General features: G+C 58.0%; 17 protein-coding genes. 5 read left to right on the top strand and 12 right to left on the bottom strand.

What is annotated here, in order from left to right:
* Positions 1-55 precede the first annotated feature (55 nt).
* Positions 56-1,597 (top strand): phosphoenolpyruvate carboxykinase, encoded by a 1,542-nt coding sequence (locus BFL40_RS03110; protein ID WP_071482557.1) that lies wholly within the window; start codon positions 56-58, stop codon positions 1,595-1,597.
* Positions 1,598-1,654: 57 nt separating this feature from the next.
* Here BFL40_RS03110 and BFL40_RS03105 read toward each other — a convergent pair whose 3' ends face one another.
* From BFL40_RS03105 to BFL40_RS33570, 7 genes are all read right to left on the bottom strand, one after another.
* Complete coding sequence (locus tag BFL40_RS03105; RefSeq protein WP_235864707.1) at positions 1,655-2,518, bottom strand: EamA family transporter; 864 nt, start codon at positions 2,516-2,518, stop codon at positions 1,655-1,657.
* Between the two features lie 17 nt (positions 2,519-2,535).
* Positions 2,536-2,892: a DUF1493 family protein gene (locus BFL40_RS03100; RefSeq protein ID WP_071482558.1), complete on the bottom strand. Its 357-nt coding sequence runs from the start codon at positions 2,890-2,892 to the stop codon at positions 2,536-2,538.
* Positions 2,893-3,077: 185 nt separating this feature from the next.
* Entirely contained in the window at positions 3,078-3,722 is a 645-nt protein-coding gene (locus BFL40_RS32715; protein ID WP_074851658.1) for a DUF1493 family protein, read from the bottom strand.
* Positions 3,723-3,726: 4 nt separating this feature from the next.
* Positions 3,727-4,209: a hypothetical protein gene (locus tag BFL40_RS03090; RefSeq protein WP_071482559.1), complete on the bottom strand. Its 483-nt coding sequence runs from the start codon at positions 4,207-4,209 to the stop codon at positions 3,727-3,729.
* 295 nt (positions 4,210-4,504) lie between these two features.
* Complete coding sequence (locus BFL40_RS03085) at positions 4,505-4,801, bottom strand: hypothetical protein (RefSeq protein WP_071482560.1); 297 nt, start codon at positions 4,799-4,801, stop codon at positions 4,505-4,507.
* A 300-nt stretch (positions 4,802-5,101) separates the two neighbouring features.
* On the bottom strand, positions 5,102-5,701 hold the full coding sequence (locus BFL40_RS03080; protein WP_071482561.1) for a putative adenosine monophosphate-protein transferase Fic: 600 nt from the start codon (positions 5,699-5,701) through the stop codon (positions 5,102-5,104).
* A complete protein-coding gene (locus BFL40_RS33570) occupies positions 5,701-5,871 on the bottom strand; it encodes a YhfG family protein (protein ID WP_139213517.1) in 171 nt (56 codons plus the stop codon). The genes BFL40_RS03080 and BFL40_RS33570 overlap by 1 nt, the downstream gene beginning before the upstream one ends.
* A gap of 175 nt (positions 5,872-6,046) precedes the next feature.
* Between BFL40_RS33570 and BFL40_RS03075 the strand changes: the two genes are divergently transcribed.
* The 3 genes from BFL40_RS03075 to BFL40_RS03065 all read left to right on the top strand — a co-directional run bounded on the left by BFL40_RS03075 (position 6,047) and on the right by BFL40_RS03065 (position 9,838).
* Positions 6,047-7,222, top strand: a complete 1,176-nt coding sequence (locus BFL40_RS03075; RefSeq protein ID WP_071482562.1) for a tetratricopeptide repeat protein — start codon at positions 6,047-6,049, stop codon at positions 7,220-7,222.
* A gap of 223 nt (positions 7,223-7,445) precedes the next feature.
* Entirely contained in the window at positions 7,446-9,383 is a 1,938-nt protein-coding gene (locus tag BFL40_RS03070) for a RecQ family ATP-dependent DNA helicase (protein ID WP_071482563.1), read from the top strand.
* A 23-nt stretch (positions 9,384-9,406) separates the two neighbouring features.
* Complete coding sequence (locus tag BFL40_RS03065; RefSeq protein ID WP_071482564.1) at positions 9,407-9,838, top strand: acyl-CoA thioesterase; 432 nt, start codon at positions 9,407-9,409, stop codon at positions 9,836-9,838.
* A 146-nt stretch (positions 9,839-9,984) separates the two neighbouring features.
* Here BFL40_RS03065 and BFL40_RS03060 read toward each other — a convergent pair whose 3' ends face one another.
* The 4 genes from BFL40_RS03060 to BFL40_RS03045 all read right to left on the bottom strand — a co-directional run bounded on the left by BFL40_RS03060 (position 9,985) and on the right by BFL40_RS03045 (position 14,831).
* A complete protein-coding gene (locus BFL40_RS03060; protein ID WP_071482565.1) occupies positions 9,985-10,461 on the bottom strand; it encodes a glycine zipper domain-containing protein in 477 nt (158 codons plus the stop codon).
* A 200-nt stretch (positions 10,462-10,661) separates the two neighbouring features.
* Positions 10,662-13,010, bottom strand: coding sequence for an FdhF/YdeP family oxidoreductase (locus tag BFL40_RS03055; RefSeq protein WP_071482566.1), 2,349 nt, complete (start codon positions 13,008-13,010; stop codon positions 10,662-10,664).
* The gene (fdhD, locus tag BFL40_RS03050) at positions 13,007-13,846 is read right to left on the bottom strand and encodes a formate dehydrogenase accessory sulfurtransferase FdhD (protein ID WP_071482567.1); all 840 of its coding nucleotides are present in this window, start codon (positions 13,844-13,846) and stop codon (positions 13,007-13,009) included. The genes BFL40_RS03055 and fdhD overlap by 4 nt, the downstream gene beginning before the upstream one ends.
* A 97-nt stretch (positions 13,847-13,943) precedes the next feature.
* Positions 13,944-14,831 carry a LysR family transcriptional regulator gene (locus tag BFL40_RS03045; RefSeq protein ID WP_071482568.1) on the bottom strand — a complete coding sequence of 296 codons (888 nt, stop codon included), beginning with the start codon at positions 14,829-14,831 and terminating at the stop codon, positions 13,944-13,946.
* A gap of 130 nt (positions 14,832-14,961) precedes the next feature.
* On the opposite strand from BFL40_RS03045, the gene lysM reads away from it, so the two are divergent.
* Positions 14,962-15,402, top strand: coding sequence for a peptidoglycan-binding protein LysM (gene lysM, locus BFL40_RS03040; protein ID WP_071482569.1), 441 nt, complete (start codon positions 14,962-14,964; stop codon positions 15,400-15,402).
* Between the two features lie 109 nt (positions 15,403-15,511).
* Here the strand turns inward: lysM and yrfG are convergent, their stop codons facing one another.
* Entirely contained in the window at positions 15,512-16,174 is a 663-nt protein-coding gene (gene yrfG / locus BFL40_RS03035) for a GMP/IMP nucleotidase (RefSeq protein ID WP_071482570.1), read from the bottom strand.
* Position 16,175: the final 1 nt, after the last annotated feature.

Here is a 16,175-nt window from a genome sequence, read left to right as displayed (position 1 = left end):
AACTTTCTACTACAAAACGTTCGGAGCACTCGGCCTTAGGCCGACGGGGAACCTCATGACGCAAGCCAATAACGCCGTATACACCGATCTGAGTGTTGACGATCTGGTTAAAGAAGCCCTGAGCCGTGGTGAGGGCGAGCTTGCCGATACCGGCGCGCTGGTCGTACGTACCGGTCACCGTACCGGCCGTTCGCCGGTCGACCGTTTCATCGTTGAAGAGCCGTCCACCCAGGCTTCCATTGCCTGGGGCCCGATCAACCGCAAGTTCCCGGCCGACAAGTTCGATGCCCTGTGGGCTCGCGTCGAGGCATTCAACAACGCGCAAGAGCATTTCGTTTCCCACGTTCATGTAGGTGCTGCGCAAGACCACTACCTGGCCGTGAAGATGACCACCCAGACTGCCTGGCAGAACCTGTTCGGTCGTTGCCTGTTCATCAACCCGGCCCAGTACAACCCGGCCGGCCGTGAAGAGTGGCAAGTACTCAACGTGGCCAACTTCGAATGCGTGCCAGAGCGTGACGGCACCAACTCCGACGGTTGCGTGATCCTCAACTTCGCCCAGAAAAAAGTGCTGATCGCCGGCATGCGTTACGCCGGTGAAATGAAGAAAGCCATGTTCTCGGTGCAGAACTTCCTGCTGCCGGCCGCCGACGTACTGCCGATGCACTGCGCCGCCAACATCGGCGAAGCAGGCGACGTGACCCTGTTCTTTGGTCTGTCCGGCACTGGCAAGACCACCCTGTCCGCCGACGAAAGCCGTTACCTGATCGGTGACGACGAACACGGTTGGGGCGAGGGCGTAGTGTTCAACATCGAAGGTGGTTGCTATGCCAAGTGCATCGACCTGTCCGAGAAGAACGAGCCGGTTATCTGGAAAGCCATCAAGCACGGTGCCGTGCTGGAAAACGTTGTAATCGACGATGCCAAGCACGCCGACTACGCCGACGTCAGCCTTACCCAGAACAGCCGCGCCGCCTACCCGCTGGAACACGTTGCCAAGCGCTCCGAGAAAAACCTCGGTGGTGAGCCAAACGCGGTGATCTTCCTGACCTGTGACCTGACCGGCGTACTGCCGCCAGTGTCGATCCTCAGCGAAGAACAAGCGGCCTATCACTTCCTGTCCGGCTACACTGCTCTGGTGGGCTCGACCGAAATGGGTTCCGGCACCGGCATCAAGTCGACCTTCTCCACCTGCTTCGGCGCACCGTTCTTCCCGCGCCCGGCCGGCGAATACGCAGAGCTGCTGATCAAGCGCATCCGCGGCTTCGGCTCCAAGGTCTACCTAGTCAACACCGGCTGGACCGGCGGCGGCTACGGCGTCGGCAAACGCTTCAACATCCCGACCACTCGCGGCGTAATCGCAGCGATCCAGAGCGGTGCGTTGATCGGTGCTGAAACCGAACACCTCGACACCGTTAACCTGGACGTGCCATTGGCCGTACCGGGTGTTGATACAGGCCTGTTGAACCCACGTAACACCTGGGCTGACAAAGCTGCGTACGACGAAGCGGCGAAGGCGCTGGCGGGTCTGTTCGTTGAGAACTTCAAGAAGTTTGAAGTGAGCGATGCGATCAAGGCTGCGGGTCCTAAGTTGTAAGACTTAGCCGTTGTGAAAAAGCCGCCTCTAGAGGCGGCTTTTTTGTGCGCGCAGGGTTTAGTCGGCGATGTGCAACACCACCGCGCCGACCAGCACCAACACCACACCCAGCACTTGCACGGCCGACAGCCGCTCCTTGAAAAATACAAACCCCAAAATCGCCGCAATCCCACCCGATAACGTACTGATCACCGTCACCACCGAAACCGACCCGGCCATTGCCCCCCACGAAAACGCCGAGAATCCACCCAGGTTCATCAGGCTTGCCCCGGTCAACGTCGCGCAGTTTTTCAGCGGCGGGATCTTCAGGCCGTCTTTGATCTTAAGCACCATCATCACCAGCACGCAGAGGCCCACCAGGTAACCCAACCACAGCATGGTGATCGGCCCCAGCGCCGGCAATGTATAGCGGCCTTGGAGCCAGAAGCTGGTGCCATACAGCAAAGCAGCGAGCATGGCGTAGGCGATGGACAGGCGTGGGTTGTTGTGGGGGACGCCGTTGTCCTTGTGGATACTGGAGAGGATCACGCCGATCACGCACACGGCGATGCAGCCCAGTTGTGTCAGGCTGATGTGCTCACCGCTGGCCCAGGACAGCAAGGTGGTCACCACGCCGTAGGACGTCACCAGCGGCGCGACAATGGCGGCTTTGCCAAGGGCGAAGGCCTTGGACAGCGCCAGGGCGCCGGAGACGGTGAGCAGGGCGGCGGCGATGCCGAGGAGCCAGATGCTCAGTGGAGCTTCCAGGGATTTGAACAGCAAGCTTGGGAGAATGACCAGCAGCAGGGTCATGATCAGGAAGCCCAGGGCTTGGCCGAAATACACCGCGCGTTTAACGCCTACGGCTCGGGCGTTGAGGCCCACGAGAAAATCCGTGCCGCCCCAGAGCAGGGCGGCCAGCAGGCCCATCATTACGTCCATGTAAGGTCCTTAGTGTTTTAGCTCAGGTTTTCCAGCGTCTGCGTATCCCAGCTGTGGGTCTTGATGGCCAGGTAGAGCATGCTGAGGGTCAGCGGCACTTTTTCGCCGCGCCCCTTGGCCCGACGCTTGAGAAACACATCAAACCCCGGCGGGTTGAAGTAACGATAAGTGTCGAAGTCGCCCAGGTCGAGCGCAAATTCCTGCTCCAGTGCTTCCATCAGTTGCTTGGCCTCACTGCCGTCGCAGTCGAGGTCGAAATTGATTGAGGTTTGCAGGCGGAGGGTCTTGTGTTTCGGTAGGCCGATTTCTTCGTGCAGCAGTTGCAGGAGTTGCTGCATGACAGGGTCTTCGGGGAAGTTGGGGGCGAGATTCATGGTGGGGCACGCAGGAATGGGTGAGGGGGGCGTTGGTGGCGGTATTTGTTTCGGGTGATGAAGAGTGCCAAACCTATCAAGAATACGAAGGACAGGGAGGAAGGGCATTCTGAGGGGGCAGTCAGTAATTTGATAATGAAGTAACAGGTAGAACCCGAGAAAACATACTAATTGCAGGCAGAAATTCATGGTTCCTGGTACGCCTTCGCTTCGAGTTTCCGGGTGTCCCAGTACTTGGCTTTGACGGCTTGGTAGAGCATTTCGATGGTTAGAGGGCGCTTTCTCGCGCTGCCTTTTTCCACATATCGCAAATATGCATCAAAGCCGCGACGCTTGAAGTAGCGGTTGCTGTTGTAGTCACCTAGTCTCATACCGAAATCCAGCTTCAGTAATGCCATCAATTGCTTGGCTTCGACACGATTACACCCGAGATCGTGATTGACTGACGTGTCGAGGGAGATGGTTTTGTGTTTGGGCAGACCGATACCCTCATGCAAAATTTGCAAGAGATGGAGCATGAGCGGGTCATCAGGAAAACCCGGCGCAAGGTTCAAGGTTGGGGCGATGAATAAAGGGTGAGTGGTTTTAGCCCTGCAATAGATATTTTGGGTGCTCAATAACCCGATGCCTGTCACGAAGGCGACTATCGGCAGGCTTTCAAGCTGTGCCTCTCTGATCCAGGAGGTGGCATATAACAGAAGCGTTGGGCCCGCTACCAATAGGCAGAGTCCAAGCCATCTTCTGAGTAAGGGCCTCTTTATTGTTCTGTCGACTATGACGGCCAGTGCGAGAAGAGGCAGCAGGTTGATCCATTGAAGGTATTCATTCATTGCATTAGCCACCCTGGAACTGCCGGACCATGGCCGACAGTGATCGCTGGGGACCAATTCCGCCGTTGACCTGTGCGTCGAGGCCGATTACCACATCACCGGCGTGATAGCTGCGAATGACCCCTTTAATAATTAGGCCGGCAGCTGCACCAGAGGCGAACCCAGCGGCAGGAGATGCAAGGCTCATTGGTGCTGACACGGCGCCGCTGATTAATCCTGCAACGATCTCCCCACGAATGTTGAGTAAGTCAGCTTGTTGCCGGGTCAGCGGTTTGGAGATAGCAACAGTCATTTTGCAAGGTAAATCTCGAGCAAGCATTTTTCTGTAGAGATCTACGAGTCTTTGGCGCACCTCATTTGCAGGCGCACCTGCTTCCAACAGGCAGAGGTTTGTCAGTGCAGAGTGATTGGCAGGCGAGACGACAAAACGTAGCACCGTGAAGGTGACCCCGTAATGGCCGATATGTTGAGTCCTTTCGATGTTCACGGGTATTTTCTGGGGGCTGTTGAAAGGGCGCTAGTTTCAGTCAGAGAAAGGTGAGTTTTGTAGAGGGGCGGGCAGGAGTTTTAAGCAGTTTCGGAAGGGGATGTCTCGGCTTTTGGAGGTTTCTTACAGGGTTTTCCGGGATTTTTGGCTTGGCAGTGATTTTTGGTTGTTAACGCGTTCAGTTGTAGGAGCGAGCTTGCTCACGAAGAGCTCAAGTACGCCACGGTTATACAGAGTTACCGCGTCATCGTTGACGATCTTCGCGGGTAAGCTCGCTCCTACAAAAGGTTACAGCTTAGGTGTATGGCTGTTGAGGTTGTAGCTGAGCATGCTGTGCCGCCTCCAGTAAATCACAGCCATCCTGGACGAGCAGGTACAGGGCATTGGTGATGTGGGAAATGTCTTTGAGGTCGGCGTGTTCGAAGGTCAGGCAGGAGAAGGTTTCCAGTAAGTCGGTGGCAGCACGGATGCGCTGATGTGCGGCGGACTGGATGTCTTCGGCTTTGGCTTCGGTGTCTATGACGAGAGGGTGGGTGTCGGTGAAGTTGGTGCGTAGGTGACGATAGCGATCCATCGTTTCAGGTATTTGCATTTGAAGGTACTCGGTTTGCTGTTAGGTAACCGACATCACCGTGGCCAAACGATGGGTGGCGGACTGTGCGCGGGTTGGCCAGCCGGAAACAGCACTCCGACACGTCCGAAGACGTCCCACACACAGCCGCCATGGCAGCGTGTTACGAGACGATAGACGTTCGTAGAGCAAGTAATGGCACTTATGTGTGCTGTTTTCGGGTGACCAAGCCCGGTCGCTGAGTTGGCAGCGACGGAGCGAACCTTAAAAGCGAGCGTTATTTGGAGCAATAAACAGATTGTTTATCCGTTTGCGGTTCTATCAAGCGCTGACAGGCCTACTGATACACCGCTCAAAAATCGCCTCCAACCCCCGGTAATCACACGCCACTGCATCAATATTCGCCGGTATCCACGCTGCATCTTTCACCAACCACCAGTTCACCGAAAACCCCGCATTCACGATGACTTGCTCAAACAAAATCCGCTGTGCGCGGCCGTTGCCTTCGCGGAAGGGGTGGATGACGTTGAGGTCGCCATAGGCTTCGGCAATTTGCACCACCAATTCATCTTGGCTCACACCGACATACCAGTTGGCCTGCTCCATGTGGCGGATAATTTTCGCTGCTTCCGGTGGAATGCGCTCCGGGGTGCAGAATAGCGTGTCGCCTTTCTGGATGTTGACGCTGCGCAGCTCACCGGCCCAGTCGTAAATGTCTCCGAACAGGGTGCGGTGGATGTGTTGCAGGCGGCCGAGGTCGTAGGGCGGTGGGAAGAGGGGAAGGTTGCCTAAGGCGATTTCGGATAATTCTCGCTCGGCCTGGTGCAGGAGCGTTTCGTCGAGCAAGTCGAGGCGGTTGCGCAGGATGCTGCTACCGGGATAGCAGTAAGGATCCTGGCCCACCCCGTATTTGTCGAGCATCAGCGCGAGGTGTTGCGGTACTTGGCAAGGACTGCTTCACGGGTCGGCAAGGGCTTGTCGACATCGGTCGGTTGGGTGTCGAACCCTTCCAGCCGCAAGCTGGCCAAGTAGTTGGAACGACGGATCTTGTGGTAGTGATCCTGTTTTTGCTCAAACGTCGGTTCGCTCATCGCAGCGTACTCCTGGGTCGCAAGGCCTGATTGTAGCGCAATGCGTCAGCGGGCAGGTGGGATAAAAACCATGTCACATTCTGTACAAAAATTGCGCCTACGCTCTGAATTCAGCGTATGTTCCACCGCGAAATCTTGTAGGGCGATTCCGCCCACTACTTAAAGGGAGTTGAGCATGGGTTTGCTTCGTATCGCCTCGGCGATGTCATTGTGTGCGGTGGCTTTTTCAATCCAGGCTGAGCAATTGCCGATTGAAGTACTCAGCGCCGTGGTCAAGGACCAGAAAATCGCCGACGCCGAAGTACTGCTGCAACGTAACGGTGCACAAAACGTGGTGGGCCGTACCAACGCCCAGGGCCAAGTGACGCTGACCAGCGAAGCTGCGGATGACGCCAGCAACTTGCTGATTATCAAGAAGCCTGGTTACTCCAACCTGGTGGTGAAGTGCCCGTGCAAGGGTATGACTTATGCTGTCAGCCCAGTCATGGAAAATCTCGACGGCCTGCGCGTCGTGCTGACCTGGGGCAAGACCCCGGCAGACCTCGACTCCCACATGATTTTCCCTGGCAACAATATTTACTTCGATAACCAGAAGGGTACCGACGCCGAGTTGGATGTGGATGACACCGACAGCTATGGTCCGGAAACCATCACCCTGCAGAAAAAGCACTACGGCGAAAGCTACGTTTATGCCGTGCATGACTACACCAACGGTGGCCATCTGGGGTCGAACCAGCTGTCCAACAGTGAAGCCAAGGTGTTTGTGTACATGGGCCAGTCTCTGGTGCGTACCTACTACGTACCGAAAAACCGTACCGGCAACCTGTGGACCGTGTTCCGCATGACCGGCAGCGGCGACTTCCAGGACATCAACAATTTCAGCGATGTGACGGTTGATGCGCCGAATGTGCTCAACGAAGTCAAAGCCTTGCTGGATGACAGCGTTGCGGTGACAGCCGTGGCCGTCAGCTCCTCCGCACAAACTGATGCGAAGCGTCTGAACGTGCAAGGTGAAGCGGCCTACCAGGCTGGCAATCTGGACCAGGCCATTGACCTGTTCCGCCAGGCAATCGACTTGGACAATGGCTTCGGTAAGGCCTACGGCAACTTGGGCCTGGCGTATCAGAAAGCGGGCAACACGGCCGAGTCGATCTGGGCCAATCGCAAGGCTATCGCGCTGGCTACCGGCGCCAATGCTGCGACCGTACGTGCTGGGGCTTACTACAACATTGCGCGTATCTACGAAGCGGCGGGGCAGTTCTCGGACGCCTTGCGTCACTACCAATTGGCGAAAGAGCAGAAGGCCAATCCGGTGTATGACACGGCGATTGAGCGGGTGCAGAATCGCTGATTCCGGTTTAACACAGCTCTAAAGTGTGGGAGCAGGCAAGCCAGCTCCCACACTTGGTTTGTATTCATCTCACAAAATCGAGCGAAGCATCCCACTTCGGCCCTAGGCCATCCCCCACTCTGTGTATCATCCTGTCTCTTTTTTCCTCACGACCTTTCTCGATTCGCTGAATGCCTTGGGCTATGTTTTTGAGCCAACTCAGCGGTCAATGGAGTGACAGCTTATGCACGACACCCTCCAACAGGTCTTTGGTTTTTCACAGTTTCGTTTAGGTCAGAAAGAAACGGTCAGCGCTGTGCTGGCCGGGCGCTCGGCCGCCGCAATTTTCCCGACAGGGTCGGGCAAGTCCCTGTGTTATCAGCTGTCGGCGGTGCTGCTGCCGCATCTGACGCTGGTGGTGTCGCCGTTGTTGGCGTTGATGCAGGATCAGTTGGGTTTCCTGCAGCGCCACGGTATTTCGGCGGGCAGTATCGATTCGGCCCAGAGCCGCGATGAGGCCAATGAGGTGATGGCCCGTGCGCGCTCCGGCGAGCTGAAAATCCTGATGATTTCCGTAGAGCGTTTGAAGAACGAGCGCTTCCGTAACTTCCTGCAAAGCGTGCAGATTTCACTGCTGGTGGTGGACGAGGCGCACTGTATTTCCGAGTGGGGCCACAACTTCCGGCCGGACTATTTGAAGCTGCCGGACTACCAGCGTCAGTTCAATATCCCACAAGCGCTGCTGTTGACCGCTACGGCCACGCCCAAGGTGATTGCCGACATGCAGGCCAAGTTCGCCATTGCGCCGGACGATGTGGTCACCACGGGCTTCTACCGGCCGAATCTCAACTTGTTGGTTGAGCCGGTCAGTGGTGCGGACAAACGCGGGCGCTTGGTCGAGTGGATGAGCGAGCGGGCCAATCAGCCGAGCATCGTCTATGTCACCCTGCAAAAAACCGCTGAGCAAATTGCCGAGCACCTGAACCGCAACGGCATTCAGGCCGAGGCATATCACGCCGGTTTACCCCACGATAAACGCGAGGGTATCCAGCAGCGCTTTATGGGCGGGCGTTCCAATTGCATCGTTGCCACCATCGCGTTCGGCATGGGCATCGACAAGAGTGATATCCGCAATGTGGTGCACTTTGACCTGCCCAAATCCATTGAGAACTACAGCCAGGAAATCGGTCGCGCGGGGCGTGATGGGCAGCCGTCCGACTGCCTGGTGCTGGCCAACCGTGACAGCCTGAATGTGCTGGAGAACTTTGTGTACGGCGACACGCCTGAGCAGGACGGCATTCGTCGTGTCCTGGAGGAATTGCAGGCGGCGCGTGGCGATGGGCAGTGGGAGTTCTTGCTGAGGTCGTTGTCGGACCATAGCAACATCCGCGAGCTGCCGCTCAAGACGCTGCTGGTGCAATTGGAACTCAAGGGCGTGATCGCGCCGCGCTACGCGTTTTATGCCGAATACCGCTTCAAATACCTGATCGAACCCGAAGCTTTGCTGGCGCGGTTTTCCGGCGAACGGCAGCAGTTTGTCGCGGCGATTATCCAGGTGTGCAAGCGGGCGAAAACCTGGGCAACCGTGGATTTCGACGCGTTGTATCAGCAGCATAATGCCGAGCGCAGTCGGGTAGTGAAAGCGCTGGATTACTTCCAGGAGCAGGGCTTGATCGAGCTGGAAAGCAAGCAGATGACGGAGGTCTACAGCTTGTTGAACACCAACTTCGATCCACAGGCGTTGAGCGCCGAGTTATACACAGGCTTTAAGCAGCACGAAGTGGGAGAGGTGGCGCGGATTCACGCCATGCTCGACCTTTTTGCCACCGAGCATTGTCTGGGGCAACGCCTGGCGCAGTATTTCGGGGATGAAAACGCGCCCCAGCGCTGTGGCCATTGCTCGGTATGCCATGGCCAGGTTGCGCATCTGCCACCGCCACCCAGCTTGCCGCCGCTTGTGGATAAAAACTTCATGGGGCTGTGCGGTGATTTTATCCACAGGCATCATGAGCTCACCACGAACCTGCCTGGAGCGGAGCGGCTGGCGCGTTTCCTCGGCGGTATCAGCGTGCCGTTGTTTACCAAGCTGAAAGCGCGGGGTATTCCCGGTTTTGCAGCGCTGGAGGAGTACCCGTACGCCGAGGTACGCGAGTGGGCCGAGGCCCATTTGAATGACCTGTAAACCCACTTTCACGAGACCTGCACATGTCTGACTCAATGCCCCAGCGCGCCGATTACCGTCACTTTCAGCCGATCATCACGCGTTGGCACGACAACGATGTGTATGGCCATGTGAACAACGTCACCTACTACAGCTTTTTCGACACGGCGGTGAATACCTACCTGATCGAACAAGGGGGGTTGGATATTCACGACGGTGAGATCGTGGGGTTTGTAGTGAGTTCGGCATGTGATTATTTCGCGTCGATCGCGTTTCCTGACCGCATAGAAATTGGCCTGCGGGTGGGCAAGTTGGGCAACAGCTCAGTGCAGTACGAGTTGGCGGTGTTCAAGGCCGGCGAGGAAGAGGCCTGTGCGGCGGGGCGGTTTGTGCATGTATTTGTGGATCGCGCGTCGAACCAGCCGGTGACGATTCCGGGGATGTTGCGCGAGGCCTTGCAGCGGTTGGTGGTCTGACACGGCCATTGTGATCAATAGAGATCAAATGTGTGTGGCTTGCCTGCGATAGCGGTGGGTCAGGTTTAGATAGCTTGCCTGACACTACGCTATCGCGGGTAAACCCGGCTCCTACAGGGGGCTACGGTGCTCTTTAGGCCGTGGGCTTAGTCACGATAGTGGTGTTTGTTCTTGCGATGGCCATAGGCATGGCCGCGTCCACGATGGTCATCGCGGTCATAACGGCGGTTATCGCGCCCACGGTAACGCCGATCGTCGTCGTTACTCTGGTTGCCCATGTAGTTGCCCAGTGCGCCACCCGCGCCACCGCCGGCGGCTGCGCCGATCAGGCTGCCGGTGCTACCGCCGACACTGCGGCCGACCACGTTGCCACCTGCTGCACCCAGCGCGCCGCCAATGGCCGCCTGGCCGCGGCTGCGCTTGTCAGCGCCGACCGCACTGCCACCCGCGCCACCCAGGGCTGCGCCGATGGTCGAACCGGTATTGCCGCCGAGTTGCTGCCCGACAACCGAACCTAAAACCCCGCCCAATGCGCCGCCCACACCGGCTTCGGTGGTGCCACCGGCCATGGCTGCGCCACTGACCAGGCCAAGGGACAACAAGAGAATCGAGGAGAACTTCATAGGGAGACCTCAAGAGGATGACGGCGCGATCCTGAGGTTGTATCGAGACGCTGACAATCGAAATCCGACCGGTGGCAGCGGTTGTATACAATTATATAAGTTACTGTTTTGTATGGGGAACTTAAGTTGTTGTTGCAGGTCTTTAGCTACTTCGGAACGGCCGCTTTTATGCAAAAGCGGCCTTTTTTGTGCCCGAAGATTTACGCTGAACGCGCCATGATCAGCCCATTGTCACTCGCCGCTTCGAGGCGAATCGCCACGAACTTCGACGTCGGCGTATGGCTGCCATCCCCGGTGCTTTCCAGCGGCACGAGCGGGTTCACTTCCGGGTAATAGGCGGCTGCCTGCCCCGCCGGAATATCAAACGCCAACAAGGTGAAACCCTTTACGCGGCGCTCACGACCGTCTTCCCACAGCGACACAATGTCGGCCTTCTGCCCCGGTTTGAAGCCCAGGCGGATGATGTCGGCTTCGTTGACGAACAGCACATCACGCTGACCTTTAACCCCACGATAGCGGTCGTCCAACCCATAAATAGTGGTGTTGTACTGATCGTGTGAGCGCATTGATTGCATGATCAGGTCCGGCACCCGGCCCGTGGCGTGGGTGCGTTCGTGGATCAGGTCTTTGGGCAGGATGTTCGGGCGGAAGTTGGCGCGGCCCGATGGGGTGTTCCAGCGGCGTGCGCCGGCAGAGTTACCCAGATAGAACCCGCCTGGGTGTTTGATCTTCTCGTTGAAGTCCTTGAAACCTGGGATGGTGTCGGCGATCAGGTCGCGGATGCGCCCGTAGTCGGCCACCAGCCAGTTCCAATCCACCGGCTTGCTGCCCAGGGTCGCAGCGGCAATACCGGCGAGGATGGCGGGCTCGGATTTCATCAGCTTCGACAGCGGTTGCAGTTGGCCGTTGGAGCCGTGAACCATGCTGAACGAGTCTTCCACCGTCACGGCTTGCGGGCCGTCGGCCTGGATGTCGATGTCGGTACGGCCCAGGCACGGCAGGATCAGTGCGTCTTTACCGTGGGTCAGGTGACTGCGGTTGAGCTTGGTGCTGATCTGCACGGTCAGGTCGCAATTACGCAGCGCTTCGAAAGTGCGCGGGCTGTCCGGGGTGGCTTGGGCAAAGTTGCCGCCCAGGCCGATAAACACCTTAGAGCGACCTTCGAGCATGGCGTGAATGGCTTCGACCACGTTGTGGCCATTGTCGCGTGGCACCTGGAATTGGAAACGACGTTCGAGGGAGTCGAGGAACGCCACCGGTGGGCGCTCGTTAATGCCCATGGTGCGGTCGCCCTGTACGTTACTGTGGCCACGCACCGGGCAGAGGCCAGCGCCCGGGCGGCCGATATTGCCGCGCAGCAACATCAGGTTGGCGATTTCCTGGATGGTCGGCACCGAGTGGCGGTGCTGGGTGATGCCCATCGCCCAGCACATGATCACGTTCTTGCCTTTGGCGTACATGCGCGCCGCTTGCTCAATCTCAACCAGGGTCAAGCCGGACTGCTCGACGATTTCATCCCATGAGGTGTCGTCGATCTGCCCCAGGTAATCCAGCACGTTGGCCGTGTGTTCGTTGAGGAAACCGTGGTCGAACACGGCTTCTTTGCCTTCGGCCTGGGCCTGGCGTTCCCACAGCAGCAGGAACTTGGCCATACCGCGCAGGATAGCCATGTCGCCACCCAGCGCCGGACGGAAGTACGCAGTGTTGGTCGGTTTGTCGCCGTTGGTGAGCATTTCCAGTGGGTGTTGCGGGTGCTGGAAACGTTCCAGGCCGCGTTCTTTCAATGGGTTGATGCACACCACTTGGGCGCCGCGTTTAACCGCTTCGCGCAGCGGTTCGAGCATGCGCGGGTGGTTGGTGCCGGGGTTCTGGCCCCAGACGAAAATCGCATCGGCGTGTTCGAAGTCGTCGAAGGTCACAGTGCCTTTGCCGACACCCACGCTCTGCGCGAGGGCCACGCCGCTGGCTTCGTGGCACATGTTCGAACAATCCGGGAAGTTGTTAGTGCCGTAGGCACGCACAAACAACTGATACAGGTACGCCGCTTCATTGCTGGCCCGGCCCGAGGTGTAGAACTCGGCCATGTCCGGGTTGGGCAGTGCGTTGAGGTGCTTGCCGACCAGGTCGAATGCCGCTTCCCAACTGATGGGCTTGTAGTGGTCGGTCTCGGCGTCATAGCGCATCGGCTCGGTCAGGCGGCCTTGGTATTCCAGCCAATAGTCGCTCTGCTCCAGCAGTGCGCTGACGCTGTGCTTGGCGAAGAACGCAGCGTCTACGCGGCGCTTGGTGGCTTCCCAGTTGACCGCCTTGGCGCCGTTTTCGCAGAACTTGACCATGCCGCTTTCCGGCGAATCACCCCAGGCGCAGCCCGGGCAGTCGAAGCCGCCATTCTGGTTGGTCTTGAGCATCATGCGCAGGTTTTTCAGCGCGTTGTCGCTGGTCAGCCAGGCTTGCGCCACGCTGATCAGTGCCCCCCAGCCGCCGGCCGGGCCTTTGTACGGCTTGTAGCGCGGGGTCGGGGTTTGGTCGGCTTGATGATGATTGCTCACGGCTGGTTCTCCATCGCGGGGCTGTAGACCCGCGGCGCACTTTTTTGCGGCAGGTGAATGAGATTGAGGTTGTGCCGGCGGGCCCATTGCAGGGCCAGGCCGGTGGGCGACGACAGGCTGACGAGGGTCTGGATGCCTGCGCGCAGCACTTTCTGGATCAGTTCGAGGCTGCAGCGGCTAGTGACGATCGCCAGGCCGCCGTCGGTCGGAATTTTTTGGCGGATCAGTGCGCCGATCAATTTATCCAGGGCGTTATGCCGGCCGATGTCTTCACGGCCCATCAGCAATTCGCCTTGGCTGTTCATAAAGACCGCCGCATGTACCGCGCCGCTGTACTGGCCCAAGGGCTGGAACGCGCTGATACGTTGGCGCAGGCCGTCGAGCCATTCGGCGGGCGGCAATGGCGCGCCGGGCAGCACCTGAAGGTCTGGCAAGGCTTGTTCTACCGCTTCTACGCCGCACAAACCGCAGCCGCTGGTGCCTGCCAACTGGCGGCGCTGCTGCTTGAGGTTCCAGAAGGCGCGGCTTGAAATCTGCACTTGAGCATATTGAGCTGAGCCTGACCCGCTGAGTTTCAGGTCATAAATGTCACTAACGTCGGTGATAATGCCGCTACCGATGCTGAAGCCGACAATGAAGTCTTCCAGATCCGTCGGCGTTACCAGCATCACCGCCTGGCTGATGTCGTTGTAGGCAATCGCCAACGCCACTTCTTCCGCCAAGGCCGTGCTGGCGAATTCGGTGTGTTCAAGATTGCAATACTGGTAGCTCTGGCTGGCGGCGGGCGCGGGCGTTTCGAGGGCGGGTGCCGCGCAGACTGGGCGCTTGGCGTTCATGGGGCAGTACCACCGGCGGATTGATCAATGTTTAGACTAGGCGCGACAAAGGGTCGCGTCTAATCATCAGTACTGATCTATCGATAGATGGCGTCGATCAAGAGTCTTGCTGCAATTTTTGAAACAGTGCAAAACAGGCTTCCGCCAGGGCCGAGCGGGGTGCGCTGCGACGCATGATCAGCCCCAGGCGCGCCAGTGTGTGTGCGTCTTCAATGGGTTGCAGGCGCAGGTGCTCGGTCAGCGCATCGAGACCACCGTCCAAAGGCATCACGGCGCAGCACAGGCCGCCGTGCACGGCTTGTAACAATTGATGGACCGCATCTGTTTGCAGCAGCGGTTGTGGATTGAGTCCACGGCTGTGGAAGTTGTGGTCGATGGACTGACGAAAGTGCATGCCGCTGGTGAGCATGCCCAACGGCAGTTCGATCAGCGCTTCCCAGCTCAACGGCTTATCGCCAAAGCTGAAAAACCGCTGGTCGTAGAGCAAGCCCATGCGGGTTTCGCCCAGGGCCAGCGAGTCGAAACGTTCGTTGTCCAGACGTTCCAGGTAGGACACGCCCAGGTCCAGGCGATTGCTCGCCAGTTGTTCGAGGATTTGTTCGGAGCTTAATGCCGAGAGTTCAAAGCGCAGGCTCGGGTGTTCTTTGTGCAGTTGTTGCATCAACGCCAAGGGGTCGAAGCTCGACAGTGGCACCACGCCCAAGCGCAACGTACCCACCAGGTTGCCGCGACAGGCCGCCGCCTCGGCCTGCAAGCCGTCATAGGCCGCCAGGACGGTCCGCGCCCAAGCCAATACCCGTTCGCCCGGCGCGGTAAAGCCTTCAAAGCGTTGGCCGCGATTGACCAAGGGCAAGTCCAGCTCTTCTTCGAGGCTGCGCAGGCGCATCGACAGGGTCGGTTGGGTGATGTGACAACGCGCTGCCGCCTGGCCGAAATGACGGGTCTCGTCGAGGGCGATGAGGAATTTCAGCTGTTTGATGTCCATCTTCGCTCCGGGCTTATTCCAATGGCGAGGGATTCTAGCGCGTTTGGGTCTTTGGTCGATTTGGAACCCAACTCCGTAGGACTGGTCTAGTCTTGGGCATCTGGAAATCAAATCCCAAGGAGAGCAAACCATGAGTATTTTAAGTTTTGTGAAGGAAGCAGGCGAAAAGCTGATCGATCTACTGACGCCGGGTAACGCTAACGCCAGCGATGAGTTGAAAAAGCATATTGAAGATGTGGGGCTGGGTAACCCGAACGTTCACGCTACCGTTGACGGTGACAAGGTGACGATCACCGGTGAAGTTGCCAGCCAGGAAGAGAAAGAAAAAATCATTCTGGCCGCGGGCAATATTGCCGGGGTTGCCAGCGTAGAGGACCAGATTACTGTTACTGGCCCAGTGGTTGTAGCCTCGCGGTTTGTCGTGGTGAAAAGCGGTGACACCCTGAGCGCGATCTCTAAAACGGTCTACGGCGACGCTAACAAGTACAACAAAATCTTTGAGGCCAACAAGCCGTTGCTCAAAGATGTGAACAAAATTTACCCAGGGCAGACGCTGCGTATTCCTGAGTAAAACGCAGGCCAAAATGTGGGAGCGAGCTTGCTCGCGAAGGAGGAGTGTCAGTCAGAGTATGTATTGACTGACCCACCGCTTTCGCGAGCAAGCCCGCTCCCGCATTGGTTTAGAGTCCGGCAATTAGGTCTCGGTAGTTCTCGACGGCCGCAAACTCTGCCGTATCTTTTGGCCCTTTCTTACTGTCCGGCTCTTTCACCGCCAGCAAATGCCCCACGCCAAAATCCCGTGCACTGCGCAGGATCGGCAAGGTGTCATCGATAAACAGGCTGCGGGCCGGGTCGAAGTTGATGTCTGCTTGCAGGGCGTCCCAGAACTGCGGGTTTTCCTTGGCGAAGCCGTAGTCGTGGGAACTGATCAACCGTTCGAAATACGGTGCCAGCTCAATGCGTTCCAGCTTCAAAGACAACGAATCACGATGAGCGTTGGTGATCAGGATCACGCGCTTGCCGGCCTGTTTGATCGCCGCCAGAAAGGTATCCGCGTCGGGGCGCAGTGCGATCAGGTGGGCGGTCTCCAGCTTGAGTTCGCGTACCGGAATCTTCAGTTCAGTGCTCCAGAAGTCCAGGCAATACCATTGCAACTGTCCGGCGTTACGCTCGAACAGTGGCTGCAATTCCATTTCGGCCATGGCCTGGCTCACCCCGTGCAGTTCGGCGTATCGCTGGGGCAAGTGCTCCATCCAGAAGTGGTTGTCGTAATGCAGGTCGAGCAGGGTGCCGTCCATGTCCAGCAGGACAGTGTCGATGGCGTGCCAGGGCAAAGAGGGCATG

It is taken from the genome of Pseudomonas costantinii, assembly GCF_001870435.1.
Classification (GTDB): Bacteria; Pseudomonadota; Gammaproteobacteria; order Pseudomonadales; family Pseudomonadaceae; genus Aquipseudomonas; species Aquipseudomonas costantinii.
The sequence above is the reverse complement of the archived record's forward strand: the minus strand, read 5'-3'. Positions and strand labels throughout refer to the sequence as shown.